Origin of the sequence: Frigoribacterium sp. PvP121, from assembly GCF_017833115.1 — a bacterium.
Taxonomy (GTDB): domain Bacteria; phylum Actinomycetota; class Actinomycetes; order Actinomycetales; family Microbacteriaceae; genus Frigoribacterium; species Frigoribacterium endophyticum.
Genome location: NZ_JAFIBR010000001.1, coordinates 510,444 through 530,607 on the forward strand (window position 1 = coordinate 510,444; position 20,164 = coordinate 530,607).

Annotated in this window: 26 protein-coding genes; 13 read left to right on the top strand and 13 right to left on the bottom strand. The window is 72.5% G+C overall.

From position 1 onward, the window contains the following. The first annotated feature begins 24 nt into the window (after positions 1–24). On the top strand, positions 25–498 hold the full coding sequence (locus JOE43_RS02395; RefSeq protein ID WP_209514348.1) for an RbsD/FucU family protein: 474 nt from the start codon (positions 25–27) through the stop codon (positions 496–498). Here the strand turns inward: JOE43_RS02395 and JOE43_RS02400 are convergent. After that, the gene (locus tag JOE43_RS02400; RefSeq protein WP_209514350.1) at positions 484–1,089 is read right to left on the bottom strand and encodes a hypothetical protein; all 606 of its coding nucleotides are present in this window, start codon (positions 1,087–1,089) and stop codon (positions 484–486) included. The two genes, JOE43_RS02395 and JOE43_RS02400, sit on opposite strands and share 15 nt — an antisense overlap. 339 nt (positions 1,090–1,428) lie before the next feature. Between JOE43_RS02400 and JOE43_RS02405 the strand changes: the two genes are divergently transcribed. The 5 genes from JOE43_RS02405 (at position 1,429) to JOE43_RS02420 (ending at position 3,286) form a co-directional block, all read left to right on the top strand. After that, on the top strand, positions 1,429–1,698 hold the full coding sequence (locus JOE43_RS02405) for a hypothetical protein (RefSeq protein ID WP_209514352.1): 270 nt from the start codon (positions 1,429–1,431) through the stop codon (positions 1,696–1,698). A 158-nt stretch (positions 1,699–1,856) separates the two neighbouring features. Further along, positions 1,857–2,090 (top strand): hypothetical protein, encoded by a 234-nt coding sequence (locus JOE43_RS02410; protein ID WP_209514354.1) that lies wholly within the window; start codon positions 1,857–1,859, stop codon positions 2,088–2,090. Between the two features lie 105 nt (positions 2,091–2,195). Continuing rightward, the gene (locus JOE43_RS02415) at positions 2,196–2,681 is read left to right on the top strand and encodes a tetratricopeptide repeat protein (protein WP_209514355.1); all 486 of its coding nucleotides are present in this window, start codon (positions 2,196–2,198) and stop codon (positions 2,679–2,681) included. Positions 2,682–2,903: 222 nt separating this feature from the next. Next, the gene (locus JOE43_RS15830; RefSeq protein WP_280921564.1) at positions 2,904–3,038 is read left to right on the top strand and encodes a hypothetical protein; all 135 of its coding nucleotides are present in this window, start codon (positions 2,904–2,906) and stop codon (positions 3,036–3,038) included. Positions 3,039–3,049: 11 nt separating this feature from the next. Further along, entirely contained in the window at positions 3,050–3,286 is a 237-nt protein-coding gene (locus JOE43_RS02420) for a hypothetical protein (protein ID WP_209514357.1), read from the top strand. Positions 3,287–3,362: 76 nt separating this feature from the next. Here JOE43_RS02420 and JOE43_RS02425 read toward each other — a convergent pair whose 3' ends face one another. Further along, positions 3,363–4,100: an SDR family NAD(P)-dependent oxidoreductase gene (locus JOE43_RS02425; protein WP_209514359.1), complete on the bottom strand. Its 738-nt coding sequence runs from the start codon at positions 4,098–4,100 to the stop codon at positions 3,363–3,365. A gap of 60 nt (positions 4,101–4,160) precedes the next feature. Between JOE43_RS02425 and JOE43_RS02430 the strand changes: the two genes are divergently transcribed. From JOE43_RS02430 to JOE43_RS02440, 3 genes are all read left to right on the top strand, one after another. Then, entirely contained in the window at positions 4,161–4,934 is a 774-nt protein-coding gene (locus JOE43_RS02430) for an NUDIX domain-containing protein (RefSeq protein ID WP_209514361.1), read from the top strand. A 9-nt stretch (positions 4,935–4,943) separates the two neighbouring features. Further along, positions 4,944–5,693, top strand: a complete 750-nt coding sequence (locus tag JOE43_RS02435; RefSeq protein ID WP_167260647.1) for a GntR family transcriptional regulator — start codon at positions 4,944–4,946, stop codon at positions 5,691–5,693. A gap of 206 nt (positions 5,694–5,899) precedes the next feature. Then, positions 5,900–6,604: a GrpB family protein gene (locus JOE43_RS02440; protein ID WP_209514363.1), complete on the top strand. Its 705-nt coding sequence runs from the start codon at positions 5,900–5,902 to the stop codon at positions 6,602–6,604. 320 nt (positions 6,605–6,924) lie between these two features. Here JOE43_RS02440 and JOE43_RS02445 read toward each other — a convergent pair whose 3' ends face one another. From JOE43_RS02445 to JOE43_RS02455, 3 genes are all read right to left on the bottom strand, one after another. Beyond that, complete coding sequence (locus JOE43_RS02445; protein WP_209514366.1) at positions 6,925–7,806, bottom strand: NAD(P)-dependent oxidoreductase; 882 nt, start codon at positions 7,804–7,806, stop codon at positions 6,925–6,927. Positions 7,807–7,950: 144 nt separating this feature from the next. Further along, complete coding sequence (locus JOE43_RS02450; protein ID WP_209514367.1) at positions 7,951–8,865, bottom strand: NmrA family NAD(P)-binding protein; 915 nt, start codon at positions 8,863–8,865, stop codon at positions 7,951–7,953. A gap of 238 nt (positions 8,866–9,103) precedes the next feature. Next, positions 9,104–10,048, bottom strand: a complete 945-nt coding sequence (locus JOE43_RS02455; protein WP_209514369.1) for a chlorophyllase — start codon at positions 10,046–10,048, stop codon at positions 9,104–9,106. Between the two features lie 121 nt (positions 10,049–10,169). On the opposite strand from JOE43_RS02455, the gene JOE43_RS02460 reads away from it, so the two are divergent. The 3 genes from JOE43_RS02460 to JOE43_RS02470 all read left to right on the top strand — a co-directional run bounded on the left by JOE43_RS02460 (position 10,170) and on the right by JOE43_RS02470 (position 13,478). Further along, positions 10,170–10,796: a TetR/AcrR family transcriptional regulator gene (locus JOE43_RS02460; RefSeq protein WP_209514371.1), complete on the top strand. Its 627-nt coding sequence runs from the start codon at positions 10,170–10,172 to the stop codon at positions 10,794–10,796. A 170-nt stretch (positions 10,797–10,966) separates the two neighbouring features. Further along, positions 10,967–12,502, top strand: coding sequence for an MFS transporter (locus tag JOE43_RS02465; RefSeq protein ID WP_307803203.1), 1,536 nt, complete (start codon positions 10,967–10,969; stop codon positions 12,500–12,502). Next, entirely contained in the window at positions 12,495–13,478 is a 984-nt protein-coding gene (locus tag JOE43_RS02470) for an alpha/beta hydrolase (RefSeq protein WP_307803204.1), read from the top strand. Before JOE43_RS02465 ends, JOE43_RS02470 begins: the two co-directional genes overlap by 8 nt. 3 nt (positions 13,479–13,481) lie before the next feature. Here JOE43_RS02470 and JOE43_RS02475 read toward each other — a convergent pair whose 3' ends face one another. The 8 genes from JOE43_RS02475 to JOE43_RS02510 form a co-directional block, all read right to left on the bottom strand. Beyond that, a complete protein-coding gene (locus JOE43_RS02475) occupies positions 13,482–13,868 on the bottom strand; it encodes a VOC family protein (protein ID WP_209514373.1) in 387 nt (128 codons plus the stop codon). A gap of 93 nt (positions 13,869–13,961) precedes the next feature. Further along, complete coding sequence (locus JOE43_RS02480; protein WP_209514383.1) at positions 13,962–14,729, bottom strand: YafY family protein; 768 nt, start codon at positions 14,727–14,729, stop codon at positions 13,962–13,964. 79 nt (positions 14,730–14,808) lie between these two features. Continuing rightward, complete coding sequence (locus JOE43_RS02485) at positions 14,809–15,096, bottom strand: hypothetical protein (RefSeq protein WP_209514384.1); 288 nt, start codon at positions 15,094–15,096, stop codon at positions 14,809–14,811. After that, positions 15,093–15,605 (bottom strand): hypothetical protein, encoded by a 513-nt coding sequence (locus JOE43_RS02490; protein ID WP_209514386.1) that lies wholly within the window; start codon positions 15,603–15,605, stop codon positions 15,093–15,095. Before JOE43_RS02490 ends, JOE43_RS02485 begins: the two co-directional genes overlap by 4 nt. Positions 15,606–15,745: 140 nt before the next feature. Beyond that, positions 15,746–16,018 (bottom strand): hypothetical protein, encoded by a 273-nt coding sequence (locus JOE43_RS02495; RefSeq protein ID WP_209514388.1) that lies wholly within the window; start codon positions 16,016–16,018, stop codon positions 15,746–15,748. 120 nt (positions 16,019–16,138) lie between these two features. Then, positions 16,139–16,558, bottom strand: a complete 420-nt coding sequence (locus tag JOE43_RS02500; RefSeq protein ID WP_209514390.1) for a cytidine deaminase — start codon at positions 16,556–16,558, stop codon at positions 16,139–16,141. A 221-nt stretch (positions 16,559–16,779) separates the two neighbouring features. Further along, entirely contained in the window at positions 16,780–18,612 is a 1,833-nt protein-coding gene (locus tag JOE43_RS02505) for a S9 family peptidase (protein ID WP_209514392.1), read from the bottom strand. Positions 18,613–18,972: 360 nt separating this feature from the next. Next, positions 18,973–19,215 (bottom strand): hypothetical protein, encoded by a 243-nt coding sequence (locus tag JOE43_RS02510; RefSeq protein ID WP_209514394.1) that lies wholly within the window; start codon positions 19,213–19,215, stop codon positions 18,973–18,975. A 94-nt stretch (positions 19,216–19,309) separates the two neighbouring features. On the opposite strand from JOE43_RS02510, the gene JOE43_RS02515 reads away from it, so the two are divergent. After that, on the top strand, positions 19,310–19,516 hold the full coding sequence (locus tag JOE43_RS02515) for a hypothetical protein (RefSeq protein ID WP_209514396.1): 207 nt from the start codon (positions 19,310–19,312) through the stop codon (positions 19,514–19,516). Positions 19,517–20,164 lie beyond the last annotated feature (648 nt).

The following is a 20,164-nucleotide window of genomic DNA, read 5'->3' on the forward strand; positions in this document are numbered from 1 at the left end:
CCCTCCCCTCCAGAAGGAGCCCCCGTGCTCAAGGGCATCGACCCCGTCCTCACCGCCGAGCTGCTGTCGGTGCTCATGTCGATGGGGCACGGCGACCAGCTGCTGCTCTGCGACGTGAACCACCCGGCCGCGTCGATCGCGGCCCACACCACCCACGGCACGGTCGTCGACCTCGCCGGCTGCGACCTGCCGCGGGCCGTGGGCGCCGTGCTGTCGCTGATGCCGCTCGACACCTTCGTCGACGCGCCCGTGACGCGGATGTCGGTCGTGGGCGACCCCGACCGGCTCGTGCCGGTGCACGGCGCCGTGCAGGCCGCGGTCGACGCCGCCGTCGGCAGGGCCGTGCCGGTGGAGGCGCTCGAGCGGTTCGACTTCTACGCCGCGGCCCGTGGGGCGTTCGCGGTCGTGCGGACCAGCGACTGGGGGCCGTACGGGTGCTTCCTGCTGCGGAAGGGCGTGGTGGAGGGCGGGGCGTGGGCCCCCTCAGCGCACGGCTGAGGCGTCGGGCTCGGCGCTGCGAGCCGCGGCCAGGGCCTTCCAGAGGTCGTCGGCGACGAGGTGCGCCTCGGTGCTGACGACGGGCAGGGGCTCGCGCCCCATGATCTCGAGCACGACCCACCGACCGCCTCGGGCTCGCCGACGGTGGTCGACCGGCTGCACGCTGACGGTGCCCACGGCGTCGAGCGGCCACTCCTCCGGGCGGGAGCCCCGGAGCCGCGCGGAGGCGCGGGGCACCCACCGCAGGCGCGTGGTCGAGAGTGCGAGCACGCCGGTCAGCCCGGCACCGCCGGTCGGCCGGACGATCTGGGCCGTGGTGCCCCAGACCAGGCGCTCACCGGGATCGACCGGGAGGCGACGCCACGCCCCCGGAGCCCGCAGCTCGATGACGACGGCGACCAGCGCCAGCAGCCCGAGCACGACTCCGGCGATCAGCGTCGTGACCCAGACCCACCCGCGATCCCGGTCGTGATCGAGGAGCTGCAGGGCGACGACGCCGCCGAGGACGACCGGCGGCGCGGCACCCCACCACGCCCGCGAGCGCAGGGCTCGCTCGGAGGGAGAGGCGGGAGGGTCGAGGGCTGCGGCCATGCACCCCATCCTGGTCGAGGGTGGTCAGGTGAGGTGCGGTGCGGTCGCTGGCCGCGCGCTCGCGATGTTCCCCGGAGTGGGCGGGTCCGTGTCCTCCCCGGCGGGCGGGCGCCGGCACGCCGCGGAGGACAGGAACCCGCCGCACTCCCCCGAGCGCCCTCGGAGCCCCCCCGGAGGTACGGTCCAGCAGCGCTGATCCACTCCGGAGTGGATCAGCGATCCTGGCCCACGACTCCCGCCCCTGCCGCACCGAGGCGAGCCCCTCGACCTGCCGACCGCGGCGCTGCGTAGGCTCGCGGCGGGGGCGAGCTCACTGCCGTGCCCGAGGGGGGAAGCGCGATGGGGAAGACGACGACCGACGGAGGTCGCGATCCGGCGAGCGGCCAGGTGCGGGAGGCCCGTCGGCTGCTGGTCGTCGGGGCCGTGTGCGTGGTCGTCGCGATCGTGCTGCTGTTGCAGCCCCAGGACGAGCTGCCCGTGCTGGGCAACACGTCGTCCGCCGCGCGCATCATCGGCGGTCTCGGGGCTGTCTTCGTGATCCGAGCTGGCATCGGCCTCTGGCTCGCGCGCCGGGACCGACGGAGGCGCGGGGCCGACGAGCAGACCTGACCGGGATCGTGCGGAGCACTGGACCCGCGGGAAGTACGGCCCAGGAACGCTGATCCACTCCAGAGTGGAGGAGCGATCGTGGGGCGCACTCCCGGAGCCGCCCGCGGCTAGATCACATCGCGACCTGTCCCGACCCGACCCGACCCGAGGAGCACGACATGGACGCCCGAGACACGACGAAGCGCGGAGCACCCGGCGGCCTCCTCGGGGCGTGGTTCAACGTCGCCGTCTGCACCGCAATCGTGGTCGGCGCCATCGTCTACACCGTGACCGGCCCGGACGTCCTCTCCGACCGCCTCATCGGCGGAGGCGTCGCCCTCATCGGCGTCGGCATGCTCGTCTTCTTCATCTCGGTGCTCCGCCGCGAGCTCGCCCGCCGTCGGGACCGCTGAGGCCCCGACCCGCACGAGGCTGAGCCTGCACCGGCACGCGAGCCCGACGCCTGCCGTGAGCGTCGCGGGTGGCACGGTCGCCGTCGCGGCCGCTAGCGTGCCCGGATGAGCACCGACGAGTGGGAAGAGCGCGTGGCCGCCCTCTGGGCCGACGAGAGCGTCGACGACGAGCGGCGGATCGCACTGATGCGCGACCTCGCCGCCGACGCGCCGCACCCCGCCCTCGGCGCGTTCGAGCTCGGCGGCGCGCACGACTCCGGCGGGCGCGAGGCCGACGCCGACGTCTCGTACGCGGCCGCGACCACCGCCGGGCTCGCCGCGGTCGACCCCGACCGGGCGGCCCGCATGGTCGTGCAGCACGCCTCGACCCTCCGCAACCTCGGCCGCGTCGACGAGGCGATCACGATGCTCCGCGACGCCCCTCCGCACCCCGCGACCGGCGCAGCGCCGAGGGTCTTCCTCGCGCTCGCCCTGCACAGCGCCGACCGCGTCGACGAGGCGCTGCGCGTCGCGATCGAGGCCGTCGAGCCGACGCTGCCGCGGTACCACCGCTCCGTCCGCGCCTACGCGGCGGCCCTCACCGGCGACTGAGCGCGGGCGCGACCTCCCTCGCGGGCTCGCACCGCGACTCCTGCCTGCATCGGCGACGACGACTGGATCGGCCGGCGGAGGAGGCAGCGGAGAAAGACGCTCGCGGATCGCTGATCCACTCCGGAGTGGATCGAGCTCCTCAGCGACCGTCTCCCCAGCGACCGTCCCCTCAGCGACGACGTCACACCTCCGCACGGCGCGCATCTGGTGTTCACTGCAGAGATGCCCGTCGAACCGCTCGTCGTCATGACCACCTGGGCACCGCTGACGCCCGTCGGCATCATCGTCTTCAGCATCGCGTGCGTCGCCGTCATCGTCTCGTGGGTGCTGCAGTGGCGCAAGATGAACAAGGACTGACACCGCTGACCATGACATCGAGCCAGGTCGTCGCCCTCGTCATCTCCCCCTTCGTCGCCGTCTTCGGCGTCTTCTTCATCACCTCACGGCACCACATCTCGCGGGTGGCGCGCCAGCTGCGCCGCGAGCAGGAGCAGTACGTCGGCCCGTACACCCAGTCGCCGACCCTGATGCTCGTCGTCGGCATCGTCTTCGTCATCGCCGCAGCGCTGATCGCCGTCGGGGCCCTGACCGGCGTCATCGACTGATCAGCCGGCCCGAGCCACGAGCCACGAGCCACGAGCCCCGTGGCGGGCGCGACCGCGAGCGCCGCGCCGGCGACGCTCAGCCGCGCGGCAGCGCCACTCCCGTCTCGCGCTCGAGCGCCGCGAGCACCTCGCCCTGGAAGCCCTCGTCGCCGACGGAGGCGTGCGGCTGCCGCTGCTCCTCGTGGAACCAGTAGGCCCCGCTGACGTCGCCCAGCTCGCCGAGGGCGAGCAGCCGCTGCGTGCGGTGGCCGAGCTCGAAGTCGTCGGGCGCCCCCGCGCCTCCCATCTTCGTGGCGACCCAGCCCGGGTCGACCGCGTTGCTCCGCAGGTCGGGCCGGAGTCGCGCCACGGCCGCCGAGAACGCCGTCACGAACAGCTTGCTGTCGGAGTACGAGCCGGTCTCCCGCGACCCCGACCAGTCGACGTCGCCCAGCACGGAGGCCGAGCCGCTCTTGTGCATGCCGCTGCTGAGGTACACGTGCCGCGTCGGCGCCGTCACGAGCGCGGTGAGCAGGTACGGGGCGACGACGTTGACGGGCATCATCGCCGCGCCGCGGATCAGGCCCGCGTTGTGGATGACCGCGTCGAGCGGTGCCTCGAGCCCGTTCAGCTCGTCGGCGAGCGCCGTCACCGCGTCGCGGTCGCCGAGGTCGGCGACGACGAGCCGGGCACCGCGGTCGACGAGCGGCCGCAGCACCTCCCCGCGCGAGGCGCTGCGGGCGTGGACGACGACGTGGTGCCCCTGCTCGAGCAGGGCTTCGGCGGCGCCGCGGCCGAGGCCGTCGGTCGAGCCGGTGACGAGGATGTGTGCCATGCCCCGATCCTGGCCCCGAGGGCCTGTGACCGACCGCACCGCCCCTCTAGCGTGGAGGGCATGACCACCTCGCCCGCGACTCCCGCCCGACCCGAGCACCCCGCCGACCCCGCGCGCCCCGCCGACCCCGCCGACCCCTCCCAGCCCGGCGTCGACGTCCCCGACCACCGCGGCCGCACCGGCCTCGACCAGATCGGCCGCGACCTCGCGCGGAACCCGGACGTCGTCGTCCGCGACGTCGAGCTCACGAGCACCGGCTGGCACGTGCTGCGCCGCACGACCTTCGACCTGCGGGGCCGCGACGGGCGCTGGACGACCCAGCAGCGCGAGACGTACGACCGCGGCGACGGCGCGACCATCCTGCTCTACGACGCCGACCGCGGCACGGTGCTGCTGACGCGGCAGTTCCGCTTCCCCGCCTACGTCAACGGGCACCCCGACGGCATGCTCGTCGAGACGGGCGGCGGCCTGCTCGACCCCGACGACGCGGGCGACGCGACGGCGGCGGTCCGTCGCGAGGCCGAGGAGGAGCTCGGCGTCCGCGTCGGCGAGGTCACCCCCGTCTTCGCCGTCTACATGAGCCCCGGCTCGGTGACCGAGCTGGTGCACTTCTTCGCCGCGCCGTACACGGTCGACGACCGTGTCGGCCCGGGCGGCGGCCTCGAGGAGGAGGGCGAGGACATCGAGGTGCTCGAGGTCGACCACGAGGAGGCGCGCCAGATGATCCGTGACGGTCGCGTCGTCGACGGCAAGACGATCATGCTGCTGCAGTGGGCGGCCCTCGACGGCCCGTTCGCGCCGCGCGGCCCCGAGCGCGACACGCCCGCTGGGTAGGATCGCGCCGTGCCCACCTCCCTCTACGAGCAGATCGCCGACGACCTGCGCCGGCGGATCCTCGGCGGAGAGCTCTCGGTGGGCGACGACGTGCCGAGCGAGGGCGAGCTCGCCGAGCAGTGGCGCACCTCGCGGGGCCCCATCCGCAACGCCCTCGCCGCCCTCCGCTCGGAGGGCCTGGTCGAGACGCGGCGCGGCCGGCCCGCCCGGGTCGTGGCGCGCAAGGCGCACCACCCGGTCGACGTGTCGATCCCGTTCACGAAGTGGGTGCACGACGTCGGCGGCGAGCCCGGCGCCCGCACGCAGGAGGTCTCGCTGCGTCGCGCCGGCGAGGAGAAGGCGCGGTCGCTCGGCATCGAGCCCGGCGACCTCGTGGTCGACGTCGTGCGGCTGCGGCTCGTCGACGGGCGCCCGACGATGCTCGAGCGGCTCACCTTCATCGAGGAGGTCGGCCGCGTGCTCTTCGACGTCGACCTCGACACCGTGTCGATCACCGAGTACCTCGACTCGCGCGGCTTCGGCTACGCCGACGTCGACCACGAGATCGACGCCGTCGCGGCCGACGACCTCGACGCCGAGCTGCTCGACGTCGAGCCCGGCACCCCGATCCTGCGCCTGCACCGCGTGACGCGCGGCGCCGACGGGCGCACCTTCGAGGCCTCCGACGACCGCTACCGCAGCGACATCGTGCGCTTCACGGTCGCCGCGTCGGGGCGGGCCCGCGAGGGCGGGCACTTCATCCGGGCGCTCGGCGCCTGAGCCGCCGCGGCGAGCGTCCACGCCCCGCAGCCGATGAGCGCGGGAGGCGCGGAGGGCGCACGACGGGAGGCTCGGCGGGTGCAGCGCGGGAGGCGCGGGAGGCGCGGTCCAGGATCGCTGATCCACTCCGGAGTGGATCAGCGATGACGGCGTGCACTTCCCCGCCGGTCGACGTCCGGCCCGCCGCCCCTCGGTAGGCTCGCGCCGTGCCAGACGCCCCCAGCCCTCGCCCCCGCACCCCCCGCCGGCCCGACGTGACCGCCCTCGAGCTGGTCGGCGGCCCCGAGCGCGTCACCGTCACGCTGCACGAGCCCGACGAGGCCTGGGCGGCGACCTACCTCGAGCACCGGGCGCGCATCCTCGACGCGATCCGCGCCTCCCCGGCCGTCGGCTCCGACGACGGCGACGACGACGAGAACGCGGGCCACGAGAACCGCGGCACCGCCCCGTCCGTCGACGTCGAGCACATCGGCTCGACCTCGGTGCCCGGGCTCGCGGCGAAGCCGATCGTCGACGTCGTCGTCGCGGTCGACGACATCACCGCCGAGGAGGACCACGTCGAGCGCCTGATCGCCGCCGGCTACGAGCTGCGCGTCCGCGAGCCCGGGCACCGGCTCGTGCGCACGCCCGAGCGCGACGTGCACGTGCACCTCTACGAGCGCGGCCACCCCGCGGTCGACGACTACCTGCTGCTGCGTGACCGGCTCCGCTCCGACGACGCCGACCGCGCCCTCTACGAGAGCACCAAGCGCGAGCTGCTCGAGCGCGACTGGAGCGACATGAACGACTACGCCGACGCCAAGACCGCGGTCGTCGAGGCCATCAAGGCGCGAGCGCGAGAGGCACGAGAGGCGCAGGAGGCGCGGGCCGGGTCGTCCGCACCGGCCCCGCACCCCGGGGGCGCCGGGTAGCCGGTCCCCCAGCTCGGGGAAACCCCGGGCGCGACGTGACCCGACGCGTCTACCGTCGACGTCACCCGCACCGCACGACCGCCACCCGAGAGGCACCCGCATGGCCCTGCACGACCCGAACGTCGCCCTGACCGCTCCCATCCGTCCCGAGACGCGCCTCCCGCTGCCCGCGACCGAGAAGGTCGACATGGCCCCGCTGCTCGCCGAGCGCGACTGACCGACGCCCGGCCGACGCGCTGACCCGCCGACCGGTTGACGCGCGCGCTGACCCGCCGCCAGGCTGACCCGCCGACCGGGGCGGAGAGCCCGGGAGGCGCGGCTCAGCGCAGCCGGTGCCCCTCAGCGTCGAGGTGGTCGCGCCACGAGCGCGTGGCCGTCCAGCCCAGCAGGCGCCGGGCCTTCTCGGTCGAGATGCCGGAGGCGTCGACGCGGTCGATCGCCCGCAGCTCGACCTGGTCACCGTGGTGCGCGCGCAGCGTCGCCGCGAAGTCGTGGCCGCCGGCGTTGTCGGCGGCGGCGATGTAGAACACCTCGTGGCCGGGCAGGTCGCTCTCGGCGGCGAGCAGGAGCGCGTCGGCGAGGTCGTCGGAGTCGATGTAGCTGCCGAAGTTCGCGCTCGTCGGCGACGCCTCGCGCACCTGCGGCCCGAGGTTCTCCTCGTAGTTGCCCTCGTCGTGCACCGTGCTCGGGCGGATCGAGATCGCCCGAAGGTCGGAGCGGCGGACGGCCGCGTCCATCAGCTGCTCGCCGAAGGCCTTCGAGAGGGCGTACGGGTCCTGCGGGTGCAGGGGGTGCTCCTCGTCGACGGGGACGTAGTCGGGCAGGAAGGGCCGTTCGGGGAAGAAGTTGCCGACGATGCTCTCGCTCGACACGTTGACGAAGCGGGGCACGGCGAACCGGACCGCCGCCTCCACCAGGTTGAACGTCGACATCAGGTTCGTCTGGAAGACGACGTGCGCGGGGTTCGCGGTCGGCTGCGGGATGGCCGCGACGTGCACCACGGCGTCGGCCCCGGCCACCGCGGCGTACGCGGAGCCCGCGTCGGTGAGGTCGGCCATCATGTACCGGCCGGGCGCGACGGAGCCGGCGTCGAAGACGGGCCGCACGAGGTCGACGCCGAGCACGTCGTGCCCCGCGTCGACGAACCGGCGGACGGCGGCGCGGCCGACCTTGCCGCGTGACCCGGTGATGACGACCTTCATGCTGTGCTCCCTCGACGGGCGACGGTGTCGCCACCGGCCGTCAGGCCGACCAGCGCGACGCTACGCCGCCGTGGACCCGTGGGCATGCTCGCCGTGGCCCGGGCGGCGCCGTGGGTCAGGCGGGCGACCGGCCGAGGCCGCCCGCTAGCCCTCCGTGCGGGCCGCCGTCCCGAGGTGCGCGGCGAGCACGTCGCGCACGGTGGTCCACTCGTGCGCCCCGAAGCGGTCGTTGTCGACGTGCCGCAGCTGCGCCTGGCCGCTGAACATGTTGACGAAGTACTGCATGCCCTGCCACGCGGGGAAGGCCTCGTCCGGGTCCTTCGAGAGGCGCCGACCGACCTTGCTCATCGCCGACAGGGTGGCCGTCGTGCCGGCCCACTGCAGGCCGAAGGGCTCGCCGGTCAGCTCGGTCATCGTGCGGGCGATCTCGCGCGCGGTCATGCGTGACCCCGCGACCTCGACCACCCGCGGGGCGTCGGGGTCGAGGGCCACGAGGGCGGCGACGCGGGCGACGTCGTCCTTCGTGGTGAAGTCGAGGACCTGGTCGGGGCTCGACCAGTACAGGACCTTGTGGCGCCCGAACAGGATGAGCGGCGCGTCACCGGTGAGCAGCTCGGTGAACATGCCGTTCAGCACCGACGTCGCCCGCACGGGCGCCGCGTCGACGTCGGCGGCGAACTCGCGGCGGAGCTCGAAGTTGCGGTTGCTGCCCACGTCGATCGAGCGGTAGTCGGCCGACCAGTCCGAGGGCACGAAGCGGGGCACGCCGGCCGCCACGGTCGCGGCGAGCAGGGCACGCTGCGCGTCGACGATCACCGACCGGGTGCCGCTCACCGCCGAGACGACGACGTCGACGCCGCGGGCCGCCTCGGTGAGGGCGGCGTGGTCGCCGTACGCCGCGACGACGACGTCGACCCGGTCGTCGGCGTCGAGGGCCGCGGCGCTCCGACTGCCCGGGCGGGTCAGCACCCGCACGCGGGCGTCGTGCGTCAGGAGTTCACGGAGGATGCGCTGGCCGAGGTCGCCGGTGGCGCCGGCGAGGAGGACGGTGGTGGTCATGGCCTCGAGTCTCTCCCTGTTGCGGCGTGGCCGCGCACTCGCCCCGACCGGTCAGGGGCGGTGAGGGGGTGGTCCTGTCCGGAGCCGGTCGGTGGCGGCGGTCGCGGCCTCGACCATCCGCCGGCCCCTGACGGCGAAGCTCACCGCGGTCGCCGAGACCGACCGCAGCCTGCCGCCCCTCACCGTGCGCTGACGGGGTCGGAGATCGCCGAGGGCCGCGATCGAGAGGCCGACGGCGTCACTTGCTGTCGACGTGCCCGATCGGGTCGACGGCTCGGCGGAGGGCGTCCCGGGCCGCGGGCCAGGCGCCCCCGTCGACGCGGAGGGCCGTGCGGAGGTAGGCGGTGCTCAGGCGCTGGACGACGGCGACCCGTTCCGGGTCCTCGTCGGTCGTCTCGGCGACCTCGTAGCCGACGATCCCGCCCAGGGAGTGCTCCGCGCCGTGCAGGGTGAGGAGGTCGGTGGCGCCGGGGCTGTGCGTGTAGGCGTCGGTGAACCAGTCCGGTCCGCGGCTGGACATCCGCGACTGGTCGTGGTCGCCCGCGACGACGAGCGTCGGGGTGGCGAGCTCGCCGAACGAGGGGCGCATGAAGGGGAAGTTCGCCTGCGCGAAGGGGTGCAGGTCGTCACCGCCGAGGCCGGTGGCGGCGAAGAGGACGCCCGCGGTCACGCGGCCGTCGGACATGTCGCCTCCGACGTGGCCCTCCTCGTCGACGATGCGTGCACCGAGGAGCGCCTGCGCCGTCTGGCCGCCCCAGGAGTGGCCCGTCGCGGCGATGCGGTCGCGGTCGACGCGGCCGGCGAGACCCGGGACGGCCGCCACGACGGCGTCGAGCTGGTCGAGGACGCGGGTGAGGTCGGCGATGCGCTCGGTCCAGATCGAGGGGAAGACCGGGTGGTCGAACCCGAACCCGTTCCGCCTCGAGTCGAGGTGCGTGGGCTGGACGACGACGAAGCCGCGCGAGGCCCAGAACGCCGTCAGGGGCGCGTACCCGTCGAGGTTCCAGCCGTTGCCGTGCGAGAACACGACGACCGGCAGGTCGCCTCCCGTGGCGGGTGCCGACACGCGGACCTCGAGCGGGACGGCACGCCCCGGGGCCGACAGGGTCACCGGCGCGACGGAGACGACCGGGTCGCCGGCGCCGACGACGTCGTCCAGGGCGGTGACGAGTGATGAGGGCATAGAGGGTTCCTTCCTTCTGGGCTCGCGCTCTGCGATGCTGGTTATCGGAGCGCCGCTCCGCAACGTTACGGAACACTGTTCCGTTAAGCAAGCACCGGTTCGACCCGATCGAGGAGGCGCCATGCCCGACACGCAGGGAAGTGACGCCCCAGCAGCGCCGTCACGGCCGGTGGGCCGCCCCCGCCGCAGCCAGCAGGCTCTCCTGGACGCGGCGGCGGAGGTGTTCGTCGAGTCCGGCGTCGATGCCCCCGTGCGCGAGATCGCGGCGAGGGCGGGCGTGGGCGTCGGCACCGTCTACCGGCACTTCCCGACGCGGCCCGAGCTGGTCGTCGCCGTCTACCGCCACCAGGTCGAGGCCTGCGCCGAGGCCGGGCCGCGACTCCTCGTCGAGAGCTCGACACCGGAAGGAGCCCTCCGCGCGTGGGTGGCGCTGTTCGTGGACTTCCTCGTGACGAAGCACGGGCTCGCCACCGCCCTCCACGGTGACGCCGCCGGCTCCGACGCACTCCACGCGTACTTCGTGGGCCGGCTCGTGCCGGTCTGCGGGTCGCTCCTCGCCGCGGCCCGCGCCGATCTCGGCCCCTCGGGCGAGGAGGCGGCCCTGGACGGGTACAGCCTCCTGAAGGGCGTCGGCAACCTCTGCATCGGCGCTGCGAGCGACTCGAGCTACGACGCCGAGCGGCTGGTGCAGGCCCTCGTCTCCGGCGCGCTCGCCCCCGGCCGGTCCCCGGGCACGAGCCCCGGGTAGCGCGCCCCCGACCGGGCGACCGCATCGCCGGCAGCGCCCCCGGGCTTCCGTCCGGGGCGGCCCTCCGTGTACGGTGTCGATCACTGAGGTAAAAGGCGTCGCGCTCTGCGACGCACCCGCACGCGGCATCGAACGAGTCGCCACTTCTTCCCAGAAGGAGTGCGCCCCTCGTGCTACCCAGTCCCTCTCTCACCCGCGGTCGGCTGCGTGCCGGCGACGCGCCTCCCCAGCTCGCCGACGCGTGGATCGCCCTGGCCGGCCTCTCCGCGGTCTTCCTGTTCGAGATGCTCGACACCTCGGTGCTGAACGTCGCCCTGCCCACGATCGGTCGCGAGCTGGGCTCGTCGACGACGGGGCTGCAGTGGGTGTCCGGCGCCTACGCGGTCGCCTTCGGCGGGCTCATGCTGCTCTTCGGCGCCGTCGCCGACCGCGTGGGGCGCCGCCGCGTCATGCTCGCGGGCCTCGTGCTGCTGGCCGTGGCGAGCCTCGCCACCGCGGCGGTCACGACCACCGAGCAGCTCATCGCCGTCCGCGTGCTGACGGGCGTCGCCGCGGCGATGACCACCCCCGGGTCGATGGCGCTGGCGTTCCGGCTGTTCGACGACGAGGGCCTGCGCGTCCGGGCCCTCACGGTCATCTCGACCGCGGGGCTCGTCGGCCTGGCCGTCGGCCCGACCGTCGGCGGGTTCGTGCTCGCCGTCGCCCCGTGGCAGGTGCTGCTGCTGGCCGACGCGCCGATCGCGGTGCTGGCGTTCGTCGGCGTCCTCGTCGGCGTCGCCCGCGACGACGCCGCGGGGCTGCGGGGCGACCCGGTCGACGTGGGCGGAGCACTGCTCGGCACCGCGACCGTGGCGGGGCTGCTCGTGACGCCGACCGTCCTCGTCGGGCCGGCCACCGCCTCCTCGTGGGGGTGGGCGGCCGTCGCCCTGACCGTCGCCTGCGGCGCCGGGTTCGTCGTGCGCCTGCGGACGGCGCGGCACCCGGTGGTCGACCTGCACCTGCTCGCCCGCCCCCTGGTGTCGAGCGGCCTGGCGTTCAAGGCCGCGTCGGGCCTCGCCGTCGCCGGGCTGTCGTACCTCGTGACGCTGCAGCTGCAGTTCGCCTGGGGCTGGCCGCCCGCCCTCGCTGCCGTGGGCACGCTGCCGCAGGTCGTCGTGCTCCTGGCCGGGGGCCGCCTCGTGGGGCCGTTCGTGCAGCGGGTCGGCCTGGGCCGGGCGGCGTGGGTCAGCGCGGCCGCGGTCGTGTCGGGCCTCACGGTGTTCGGCGCCCTGAGCCGCCACGGGTACGTCTGGGTGCTCGTCGCCCTCGTGCTCGTGGCCGCCGGGATGCGCGTCGTCGGCGTCGTCGCGGGAGCCTCGGTGCTCACGGGCCTCCCGGCCGACCGCACCTCGGTCGGTGCGGCCCTCGTCGACACGTCGAGCGAGCTCGCGGGGGGAGCCGCGGTCGCCGCCGCGGGCACGATCGTCGCGGCCTTCGTCACCGGCAGCATCACGACCACCCCGTGGACGCCCCCGCGGCTCGCGGGGTTCGAGGACGCCCTCACCGTCGCCGGGCTCGGCCTCGCCGCCGTCGCCGCCGCGCTCGTCGTGGTCGGGATGCTCCGGGCACGAGCCGCCGACCCGGCCCCCGACGCCACCACGGCACCCGCCCCCTCGACCCCCCTCACCCCCACCGCCCCCACCACCCAGGAGCCCTCCCGTGCCTGACACCACCACCGCCCTGCCCCGCCCCCCGTTCGACCCCGAGTTCGTGCCCTTCCTGGAGGCGATGGACGCCCGCGGCCGCTTCCGCCTCGAGACCGCGATGCTGCCGCAGATGCGCCAGCTGGACACGACGGAGGCGCGGCTCGACGAAGGACTGCGCGCCCGCGGCCTCGAGAGGCGCAGCATCACCGTCCCCGGGCACCTCGGCGACCCGATCACGCTCGCGGTCGTCCAGCGCGTCGGCCGCACCGGGACGGCGGCCTGCGCCTACGCGATCCACGGCGGCGGGATGATGTTCGGCCACCACCTCGGCAACCTCGACGCGTACGACGACTGGCTGCTCGTGCACGACGTCGTCCTGGTCAGCCCCGACTACCGTCTCGCCCCCGAGCACCCCGACCCGTACCCGGTCGAGGACTGCTGGGCCGGCCTGGCCTGGGTCGCGGAGCACGCCGACGAGCTCGGCGTCGACCCCGGGCGGATCCTGCTCGTCGGCCAGAGCGCCGGGGCCGGGCTCGCGGCGGGCACGGCGCTCCTCGCCCGGGACCGGCAGGGGCCGGCCGTCATCGGGCAGGTGCTCGTCAGCCCCATGCTCGACGACCGTGACGCGACGCTCTCCGCGCGGCAGTTCGACGGGGTGGGCGTCGCCGACCGCGAGATGACCCGCTTCGGCTGGGACGCGTACCTCGGCGACCGTCGCGGCGGCGACGACGTGTCGATCTACGCGGCCCCCGGCCGGGCGACCGACCTGACCGGCCTGCCGCCCGCCTACGTCGACTGCGGCAGCACCGAGGTGTTCCGCGACGAGACCGTCGCCTACGCGAGCGCGCTCTGGGCGGCCGGCGTGCAGGCGGAGCTGCACGTGTGGCCGGGGGCCTTCCACGGGTCGACGAGCATGGTGCCGGGGGCGACGCTGTCGCGGCGGGCCGTCACCGCCCTGCGGGACTGGACCGGGCGCCTCCTCGACTCCACGCCCTGACGGCTAGTCGGCGGTCGGCGTGCTGAACAGGTTGACGACGTTGCCGTCGGGGTCACGGACGAGTGCGGAGCGGTTGCCCCAGGGCATCGTGGTCGGCTCGAGGACGACGTCCTCGCCGCGGAGAGCGAGCGTGCTCACGAGCTCGGCGAACTCGTGGTCGACGTCGGCGACCTCGAACTCGATCACCACGGAGCGGTTCGTCGCCGGGGCGAGGGCGCCGCCGAGCATCGCGACGGTCGCAGTGCTGGCGATCGCGAGGGTCGCGCCGGGGCCGCTGAACTGCGCGAAGACCGGGGCGGGGCGCTCGGCCTGCCGGCCGGTGACCTGCTCGTAGAACGCGACGAGGCCTTCGAGGTCGTCGGTGACGATGCGGACGGATGCGGACGACATGGGGCTCCTTCAGGGGCGCTCGTGACAGGGGAGCACCAGCGTCGCTGGTCACGGCGACAACGTCCTGTCGGTGTTCGCCGAAGACGTCGCCGATCAGTCGTCGACGACGGACCGGAGTCGCCCGTACGGAATCGCGAGGTCCTCGGCGCGGAGCACGCGTCGCGGGGGCCGTTCGTCGGTGACCCTGACCGCGAGCATCCGGTCGGCGCGGAACGCCCGGACGCCCTGTCGGAGGCGGCACCACGCGATCAGGTACCACTGGCCTCCGTTCTCGATCGACCCCAACGGCTCGACGTCCCGCACGGACTCCGCGCCGCCGGCGTCCTGGTAGCGCAGCTGCACGACGCGGTCCGCCCGCAGGGCCTCGGCGAAGTCGACCGAGGCGGGCACGCGGGCGGTGCGCTCGTCGCCCTCCGCGCCTCCCTCGCTCTCGTCGCTCTCGTCGCCCTCGTCGCTCTCGTCGCTCTCGTCGCTCTCGAGGAAGTGCACGCGGGAGGCGAAGGCGCTAGCCCGGGCGGCGTCCCGCTCGGGCATGACCGCGAGCAGCTTCCGGGCGGCGGTCTGGGCTGGCTGCCGGAACGGGCTGCGGCGGAGCCCGCCGAGCCCGATCAGCACCACGAGGGCCTCGTCGAGGGTGAACCCCGCCGGGCCGAGCGTCGCGGAGGCGTCGATGACGTACCCGCCGGCCCGGCCGGGCTCCGCCCAGATCGGCAGCCCCGACTGCTGCAGCGCCGCGAGATCCCGCTCGATGGTCCGCGCCGACACCTCGAAGCGCTCGGCGAGGCGGCGCGCGCTCCGCGGACGCGGTGACGCAGCTCGCAGTTCCTCCACGAGACCGTAGAGACGATCGGTCCGGTTCACCGACCCATCATGCGACACGTCGCCGCCCCGTCGCCGGGAGCGACCCGCGCTGCTGCCACCGCCTCCGAGGGACGACCCCCTAGCGGACGACCCGGACCACCTCGTTGAGCCGGTCCACGAGCTGAGCCGTGCGGGCGACGCCCAGGTGGAGGACGAGGGAGTCCGAGAACCGATGCATCCAGACGCCTTCGACGTCGCGCACCGTCACGGCGCCGTCCCGGAGGAGGATGCGGGAGATGTCGTCGGCTTCGATGTCGTACTCGTCGGCAGGGGCCCCCTCCGGGGCACCCGGCTCGAGGCCGTACGGGTCGACGTCGGTGAGGACCGCCAGCACCTGGGCGACAGCCTGACGGTGTGCGGGCGTCATTCCCTGCTCCGGAGCTCACTGAGCATCCGCGTGAGCCTCGCGGAGCTGCGTCGAGGGCCGATCATCGACGAGACCAGCGCGACGACGAAGAACAGGGAGACGACGAGCCAGATCCAACCGGTGGTGGAGGCGAGCCAGACGCTCAGTGCGAGGGAGCCCGTGAACGCGACAGGAGACAGCCACCGAGCTCTCCGGTTCTGGTTCTGCCACTTCTCGAGCATCGGGATCCACGTCGAGGGCTCGGCATCGGGCGGAACCGCGCCGGCCTTCGTGGCCGCCTGCATGCGGGAGAGCTCATCGACACCGCCCGCTGCGCGACGCGCCCGACTGATCACCACACCGAAGAAGACCGTCATCAGGCCCGCGTAGACGACCGTGCCGATCATGCGAGCCAGCAGGGGCTGATCAGCGGGCATCACGAGGACCCCGACGCCCAGCCACATGGCGGCCACGAGGACGAAGACGACAGGGAGGAGCGCTCGAAGCGGCAGGGAACGGAAGCGCGGCATGAGTGGAGTCCTTCGGGTCTTGGCACATCCTTCCCGAGTTCTCCCCCTCGCGGCTGCCTCGACCTGGCTCTGCGTCGCGGACGGACACGCGTCCTCTGACGGAGCTTCGTCGGGGCCCCTCCGCGCGTGGTCGAACTCCTTCAGCGGCGCCGGGTCTCGTCGTCACGCGACAGGAGCGCATCTCGCTCGGCCGCCTCGAGTCGGTCGAGTCGCCTGTTCCGCACCCCAGCACCGATGAAGCTGACCAGCAGGACGACGATGACGGCGAGCCACAGCATCCACGAGCCGGCCGTGGGAACCTCGAAGATGGCCCGGTAGAGGAACATGCCCTGGACGCCTGCGCCCGCTGCGGCGAGGCCAGCCATCCGCATGCCCCGAGCTGTCTTGCCAGGGAGTGGGTCGTACTTGTTCATGCGGCTCTTTCTACCGTGGCCACGCTAGCTGCCGTCGCGTCGGCGATCGATGCACTGACGCCCGAGCGACGACGGCCGGTGAGCAATCGCCCAGCGGACAGGGCCAGCTCGCCCCACTCTTCACTGCGGCGAGGTCGGCTCTTCCGGTCGGGGCCATTCCCACTCCGGCAGCAGATCACTGAGTGGCGCGGTCTTGCCGTGGCCGAGCACGATGGTCGCCCTGAGGTTGGAGTCGTCGATCTGTCTGATGAACTCGCGGCAGCGACCGCACGGCGGGAGGACGGTCACGCGGTCGTCGTCGTCCAGCCAGACAGCCACGATGCGTGCGATCTCGTACTCGCCGCTGGTGACCATGGAGGCGATGGCAGCGTGCTCAGCGCAGAAACCGGTCCCCGAACCGGTGTCGATGCAGACACCCGTGTGGATCGCGCCGGTGGTCGTCTCGAGAGCAGCGCCGACGTCACCGAAGAGACGATCGCCCACGCGGTGCGGGTTGACGGCAGCTCGGGCGACCTCGATGAGATCGGCGTGTTCGCTCATCGGCCAAGGATAGGCAGAGCTGCGCTCGCCGTCGTCCGCGGACGCAGTTCGCCGTGGAGCGCCGAGGTGTCGCCCATCGGGCCCGGGGTCGATCACCTGCTCACCTACCAGCCCGCGACCATCGGCCCGGGTGACGCCGGTGACCAGTTTCGTCAGCGCGGAGACGGCCGGAGCCCCGGACCGATCGGCCCGGGGCTCCGGCTGTGCCGACGGCGTCAGCGTCAGTACGTGACGGTGAGGGTGTTGGTCACCGACACGAGCGTCACCACCGCGGCGCTGATGAAGCCGCCGACGTACGGGTTCCCCGTCACGCGGTAGAGCTTGCGCGACAGGACGGCCGTGGCCGCGAGGATGACGATGACCGGGAACAGCCAGATGCTGAAGATGCCGCCGAAACCGGGGATCGTCTCGCCCGTGATGAAGAACGTCGTGTACTGAGCAACGACCAGCACGATCGGTGCTGACGCGTTCACGAGTGCCAGCACCGCCGTGTTGACCCATTCCCGACCTCGGAACGTGAACCGGTTGAAGACGTTGATCGCCACCGAGTTCGCGACGAAGTACACCAGGAAGAAGGGGAGGTAGAGCAGACCGACCCACAGCTTGTCGGGCTCGAAGTCCTTCACCGCGACCACCCAGAACCGGTAGTCGGTGTGGAGCAGCCAGTCGGACAGGAAGACCAGCCCGAACGCCGCAGCGACGGTGACCGCGGCGAGGCCGACGCTCTTCAGGAGCTTCCTCCCGCCGGGGAGCAACCCGAGCTCGCGCACCTCCACACCGTTCTTGCGACCGAAGAGCAGGTACGAGATCACCATGATCACGATCGCCGCGACACCGTTGACCGCCGCCCAGAAGGCGATGAAGAAGGTGGCGCCCTGCGTGAACGGGGTGGGTGCGGCGTTGAACGCGATGCTGTTGATCCACGGCGCCTGGCTGAGGGCGACGTAGCTGACGCCCGAGACGACGGCGGAGACGATCATGCCGCCCCAGAACCATCCGAGGCCCCTGCGGGTGTTCGCGGCGACCGGCACGGCGTCGGTGCGCAGCTCCGCGAACGCCCGCGTGGTGAGCAGTGCGCGAGCGAACGCGAGCAGGAAGATCATGAACCCGATCAGGCCGAGAGTGGTGAAGGCCTCCTTGACCTGCCAGATCTGCGAGCCGGAGTCGATGGGCTCGGGAGCGCCGAACGACGCCTCCCAGAACTCGAGCTGGTCGGACACCGTCTGCTTCGAGATCGTGCCCCACGGGTGGGTCTGCGCGGGGGTGTAGACCACGCGGAGGGAGTCGTCGTCGTAGAGGGTGTTCGCTTCCCGCACGTCGCCGTCCTCGGCCGGGTCGACCCCGTGGTTGAGGAACGACTGGGCGTTGGGCGTGCCGATGTAGTCGCGAGGCGCCGTCAGGGCGACACCGTCCGCGTCGTAGCTGCGGAAGAAGAACTCGTCGTACTGGTCGGCGACGAGGCCGGTGTCGCGGTCGCCGTAGATGTTCGTGTACGCGCCGTCCGCGTCGACGTAGACGGGGTCGTTGTCGACGAGGAAGACGGCGTCGATCAGCTGCTCGTCGGCCTCGTTGTCGAGGGCGACCGAGAAGTTGGCCGCGCGCGCACCGTTGGAGTGGCCCGAGACGCCGATCTTGTCGGGGTCGACGTAGGGCAGGTCGGCGACGAGCTTCACGGCGTCGTACATGCCGGTGCCGCCGAGCTCGAGGTTCGTCGCGGGCAGGTAGTCGGAGTCGCCGTGACCGTACATGTCGATCGACACCACGACGTAGCCGCGACGGGCCAGTTCGACGTAGTTGGCGTCCTGCATCTCCTTGTTGTTCCACCAGCCGTGGGAGACGACGATGGCCGGCGCCTGGTCGTCGGCGGAGACCCCGTTCGGCTTGTACAGCAGGGCGCTCATCGACTGGCCGGACGCCGTCTCCCAGTTCATGTCCTTGACGGACACGGCGTAGCCGGACGTCTGCACCGCAGACGACACGATCGACGACATCGCCATTAATACGAGCGATAAGGCGAGCCAGAAGCCATTGCGCCTGATCAGTGTCGGTTTCATCTTCACTCCTTCGTGAGAACGCAAGCCCAGTTACTGCGGTCGATCTAAGAGCGTAAACACACCAATAGCGCCGAACTGCAGTCAGTGCACGTATGCACACATGTGCAGAGCTAGGTGTTAATGTCGCCGACGGAATGCGGTAGCGGCGCGCAGATGTGCATGATCCTCATCGAGGCCGGTCGAGGCACACCCGCGTAATCACCGCTCGCCCCGTCCATCGTGACCCCGCCGCCCGGTGGAGGCGTCGACGACGATGAGGCGCCTAGGCCCGTCCTGCCATGGCCATCCAATAGCGCCTGTCGCCGCGCAGCGCCTCCTCGGTCGGGAAGCGATCCCCCCGGGGACGGTGCTCGTCGAGACCTAGAGACCGCGTTTGCGCTGCCAGCGATTGATGAAGAACACGGCCATCCCGAGAACAGCAAGACCCGAACCAACGTAGATGAGCAGGGGTTCACCACCACCTGCGACCCCTGCGACGGCACGTACGGCCATGAACACCCCGATGACGACAGCGACGATGGGCAAGGCGTCTCGCAGCGGGTTGAACTTCAGCTTCTGGAATCGCTTCGGAACTCCCGTGCCCTCGGGGCCATCTTCGGTCATGCGGACAGCGTTCCAGATCAGAAGGAACAACGACCGATGCCCGCTGATCGATCAGCTATCGGACAGCTCAACAGCAGAGCCCCACCCTTCGAGCATGAAGAACATCAAGCCGTGGCCGCGATGGTTCGCATGGTCGGCTCTCGTTGTCGCAAGCCACAGCCTTGTCCTTGCATTGGTCAATCTGGCCATCAACACGGAGCGTGTCGGATCGTGGCTCCCTTTGCTCGTGCTCATGCCTTGGCCCCTCATCCTGGAGCTGAGAAGCCTCCGAAGGCCCGACAAAACGAACCGTTTTCGCTGAGCGATCGTCTACCGGGCACTGCGTCTAGAGCTCGCGGACGATGCGGTTCGCGTAGTGGTCTGATCCACTTGCCTCATGACTAGTGACCACACTCGGGCCCGCATTTCCGCAGCCCTCCTGGTCGTAGGCACCCTGACGGGCGTCGTCCTCTCCGCTGGTCCGGTGTTGGTCGTACGAGAGGCCGTGGAGCAGCACGGTGTCAGCGTTGATGGGTCCGCTGTCGTTGCGCCTGCCTTCTAGTCTGCGGTCGCGGCGCTCCTGGTCTCGCTCGCTGGCTGGCACAGGTCGTTCGTCGGGATCGAGAGCTGGATGACGCGGACGAGAAGTCACCAGGTCGCCGGCCTCGCGGCGGTGACTCCCGTCATCGCGCTGATCCTCGCTGCGACCTGGTCCCTCTCGGCGAGCGGCGCCGAGTACCCCGCAGTGGCCCTGATCGCCGCAACAGTTCTGCCCCTCGTGCCCGGAGTCGCCGTAGTTGTTCTTGGGGTACTAATCGCCACGCTGTTGCGTGGGCCGCTGCCCGACGTCGGCGGCGCGGCCCTGCTGGGACTTGGACTGCTAGCGACAGTCGCCCTCGAACCAGCATTTCTCGGGTGGGCGCTTCTGTGCGAGTGCCTGTTCGTGACCAGCCAGACGCTGAGACCACGT

Excerpts from the sequence above, each read along its gene's own strand:
- JOE43_RS02490 (WP_209514386.1), bottom strand. The coding sequence starts at position 15,605 with ATGCCGCGCTTCCGTTCCCTGCCGCTTCGAGCGCTCCTCCCTGTCGTC.
- JOE43_RS02410 (WP_209514354.1), top strand. The coding sequence starts at position 1,857 with ATGGACGCCCGAGACACGACGAAGCGCGGAGCACCCGGCGGCCTCCTC.
- JOE43_RS02510 (WP_209514394.1), bottom strand. The coding sequence starts at position 19,215 with ATGACCGAAGATGGCCCCGAGGGCACGGGAGTTCCGAAGCGATTCCAG.
- JOE43_RS02505 (WP_209514392.1), bottom strand. The coding sequence starts at position 18,612 with ATGAAACCGACACTGATCAGGCGCAATGGCTTCTGGCTCGCCTTATCG.
- JOE43_RS02460 (WP_209514371.1), top strand. The coding sequence starts at position 10,170 with ATGCCCGACACGCAGGGAAGTGACGCCCCAGCAGCGCCGTCACGGCCG.
- JOE43_RS02400 (WP_209514350.1), bottom strand. The coding sequence starts at position 1,089 with ATGGCCGCAGCCCTCGACCCTCCCGCCTCTCCCTCCGAGCGAGCCCTG.
- JOE43_RS02485 (WP_209514384.1), bottom strand. The coding sequence starts at position 15,096 with ATGACGCCCGCACACCGTCAGGCTGTCGCCCAGGTGCTGGCGGTCCTC.
- JOE43_RS02415 (WP_209514355.1), top strand. The coding sequence starts at position 2,196 with ATGAGCACCGACGAGTGGGAAGAGCGCGTGGCCGCCCTCTGGGCCGAC.
- JOE43_RS02405 (WP_209514352.1), top strand. The coding sequence starts at position 1,429 with ATGGGGAAGACGACGACCGACGGAGGTCGCGATCCGGCGAGCGGCCAG.
- JOE43_RS02450 (WP_209514367.1), bottom strand. The coding sequence starts at position 8,865 with ATGACCACCACCGTCCTCCTCGCCGGCGCCACCGGCGACCTCGGCCAG.
- JOE43_RS02455 (WP_209514369.1), bottom strand. The coding sequence starts at position 10,048 with ATGCCCTCATCACTCGTCACCGCCCTGGACGACGTCGTCGGCGCCGGC.
- JOE43_RS02515 (WP_209514396.1), top strand. The coding sequence starts at position 19,310 with ATGAAGAACATCAAGCCGTGGCCGCGATGGTTCGCATGGTCGGCTCTC.
- JOE43_RS02425 (WP_209514359.1), bottom strand. The coding sequence starts at position 4,100 with ATGGCACACATCCTCGTCACCGGCTCGACCGACGGCCTCGGCCGCGGC.
- JOE43_RS02500 (WP_209514390.1), bottom strand. The coding sequence starts at position 16,558 with ATGAGCGAACACGCCGATCTCATCGAGGTCGCCCGAGCTGCCGTCAAC.
- JOE43_RS02475 (WP_209514373.1), bottom strand. The coding sequence starts at position 13,868 with ATGTCGTCCGCATCCGTCCGCATCGTCACCGACGACCTCGAAGGCCTC.
- JOE43_RS02495 (WP_209514388.1), bottom strand. The coding sequence starts at position 16,018 with ATGAACAAGTACGACCCACTCCCTGGCAAGACAGCTCGGGGCATGCGG.
- JOE43_RS02445 (WP_209514366.1), bottom strand. The coding sequence starts at position 7,806 with ATGAAGGTCGTCATCACCGGGTCACGCGGCAAGGTCGGCCGCGCCGCC.
- JOE43_RS02430 (WP_209514361.1), top strand. The coding sequence starts at position 4,161 with ATGACCACCTCGCCCGCGACTCCCGCCCGACCCGAGCACCCCGCCGAC.
- JOE43_RS15830 (WP_280921564.1), top strand. The coding sequence starts at position 2,904 with ATGCCCGTCGAACCGCTCGTCGTCATGACCACCTGGGCACCGCTGACG.
- JOE43_RS02420 (WP_209514357.1), top strand. The coding sequence starts at position 3,050 with ATGACATCGAGCCAGGTCGTCGCCCTCGTCATCTCCCCCTTCGTCGCC.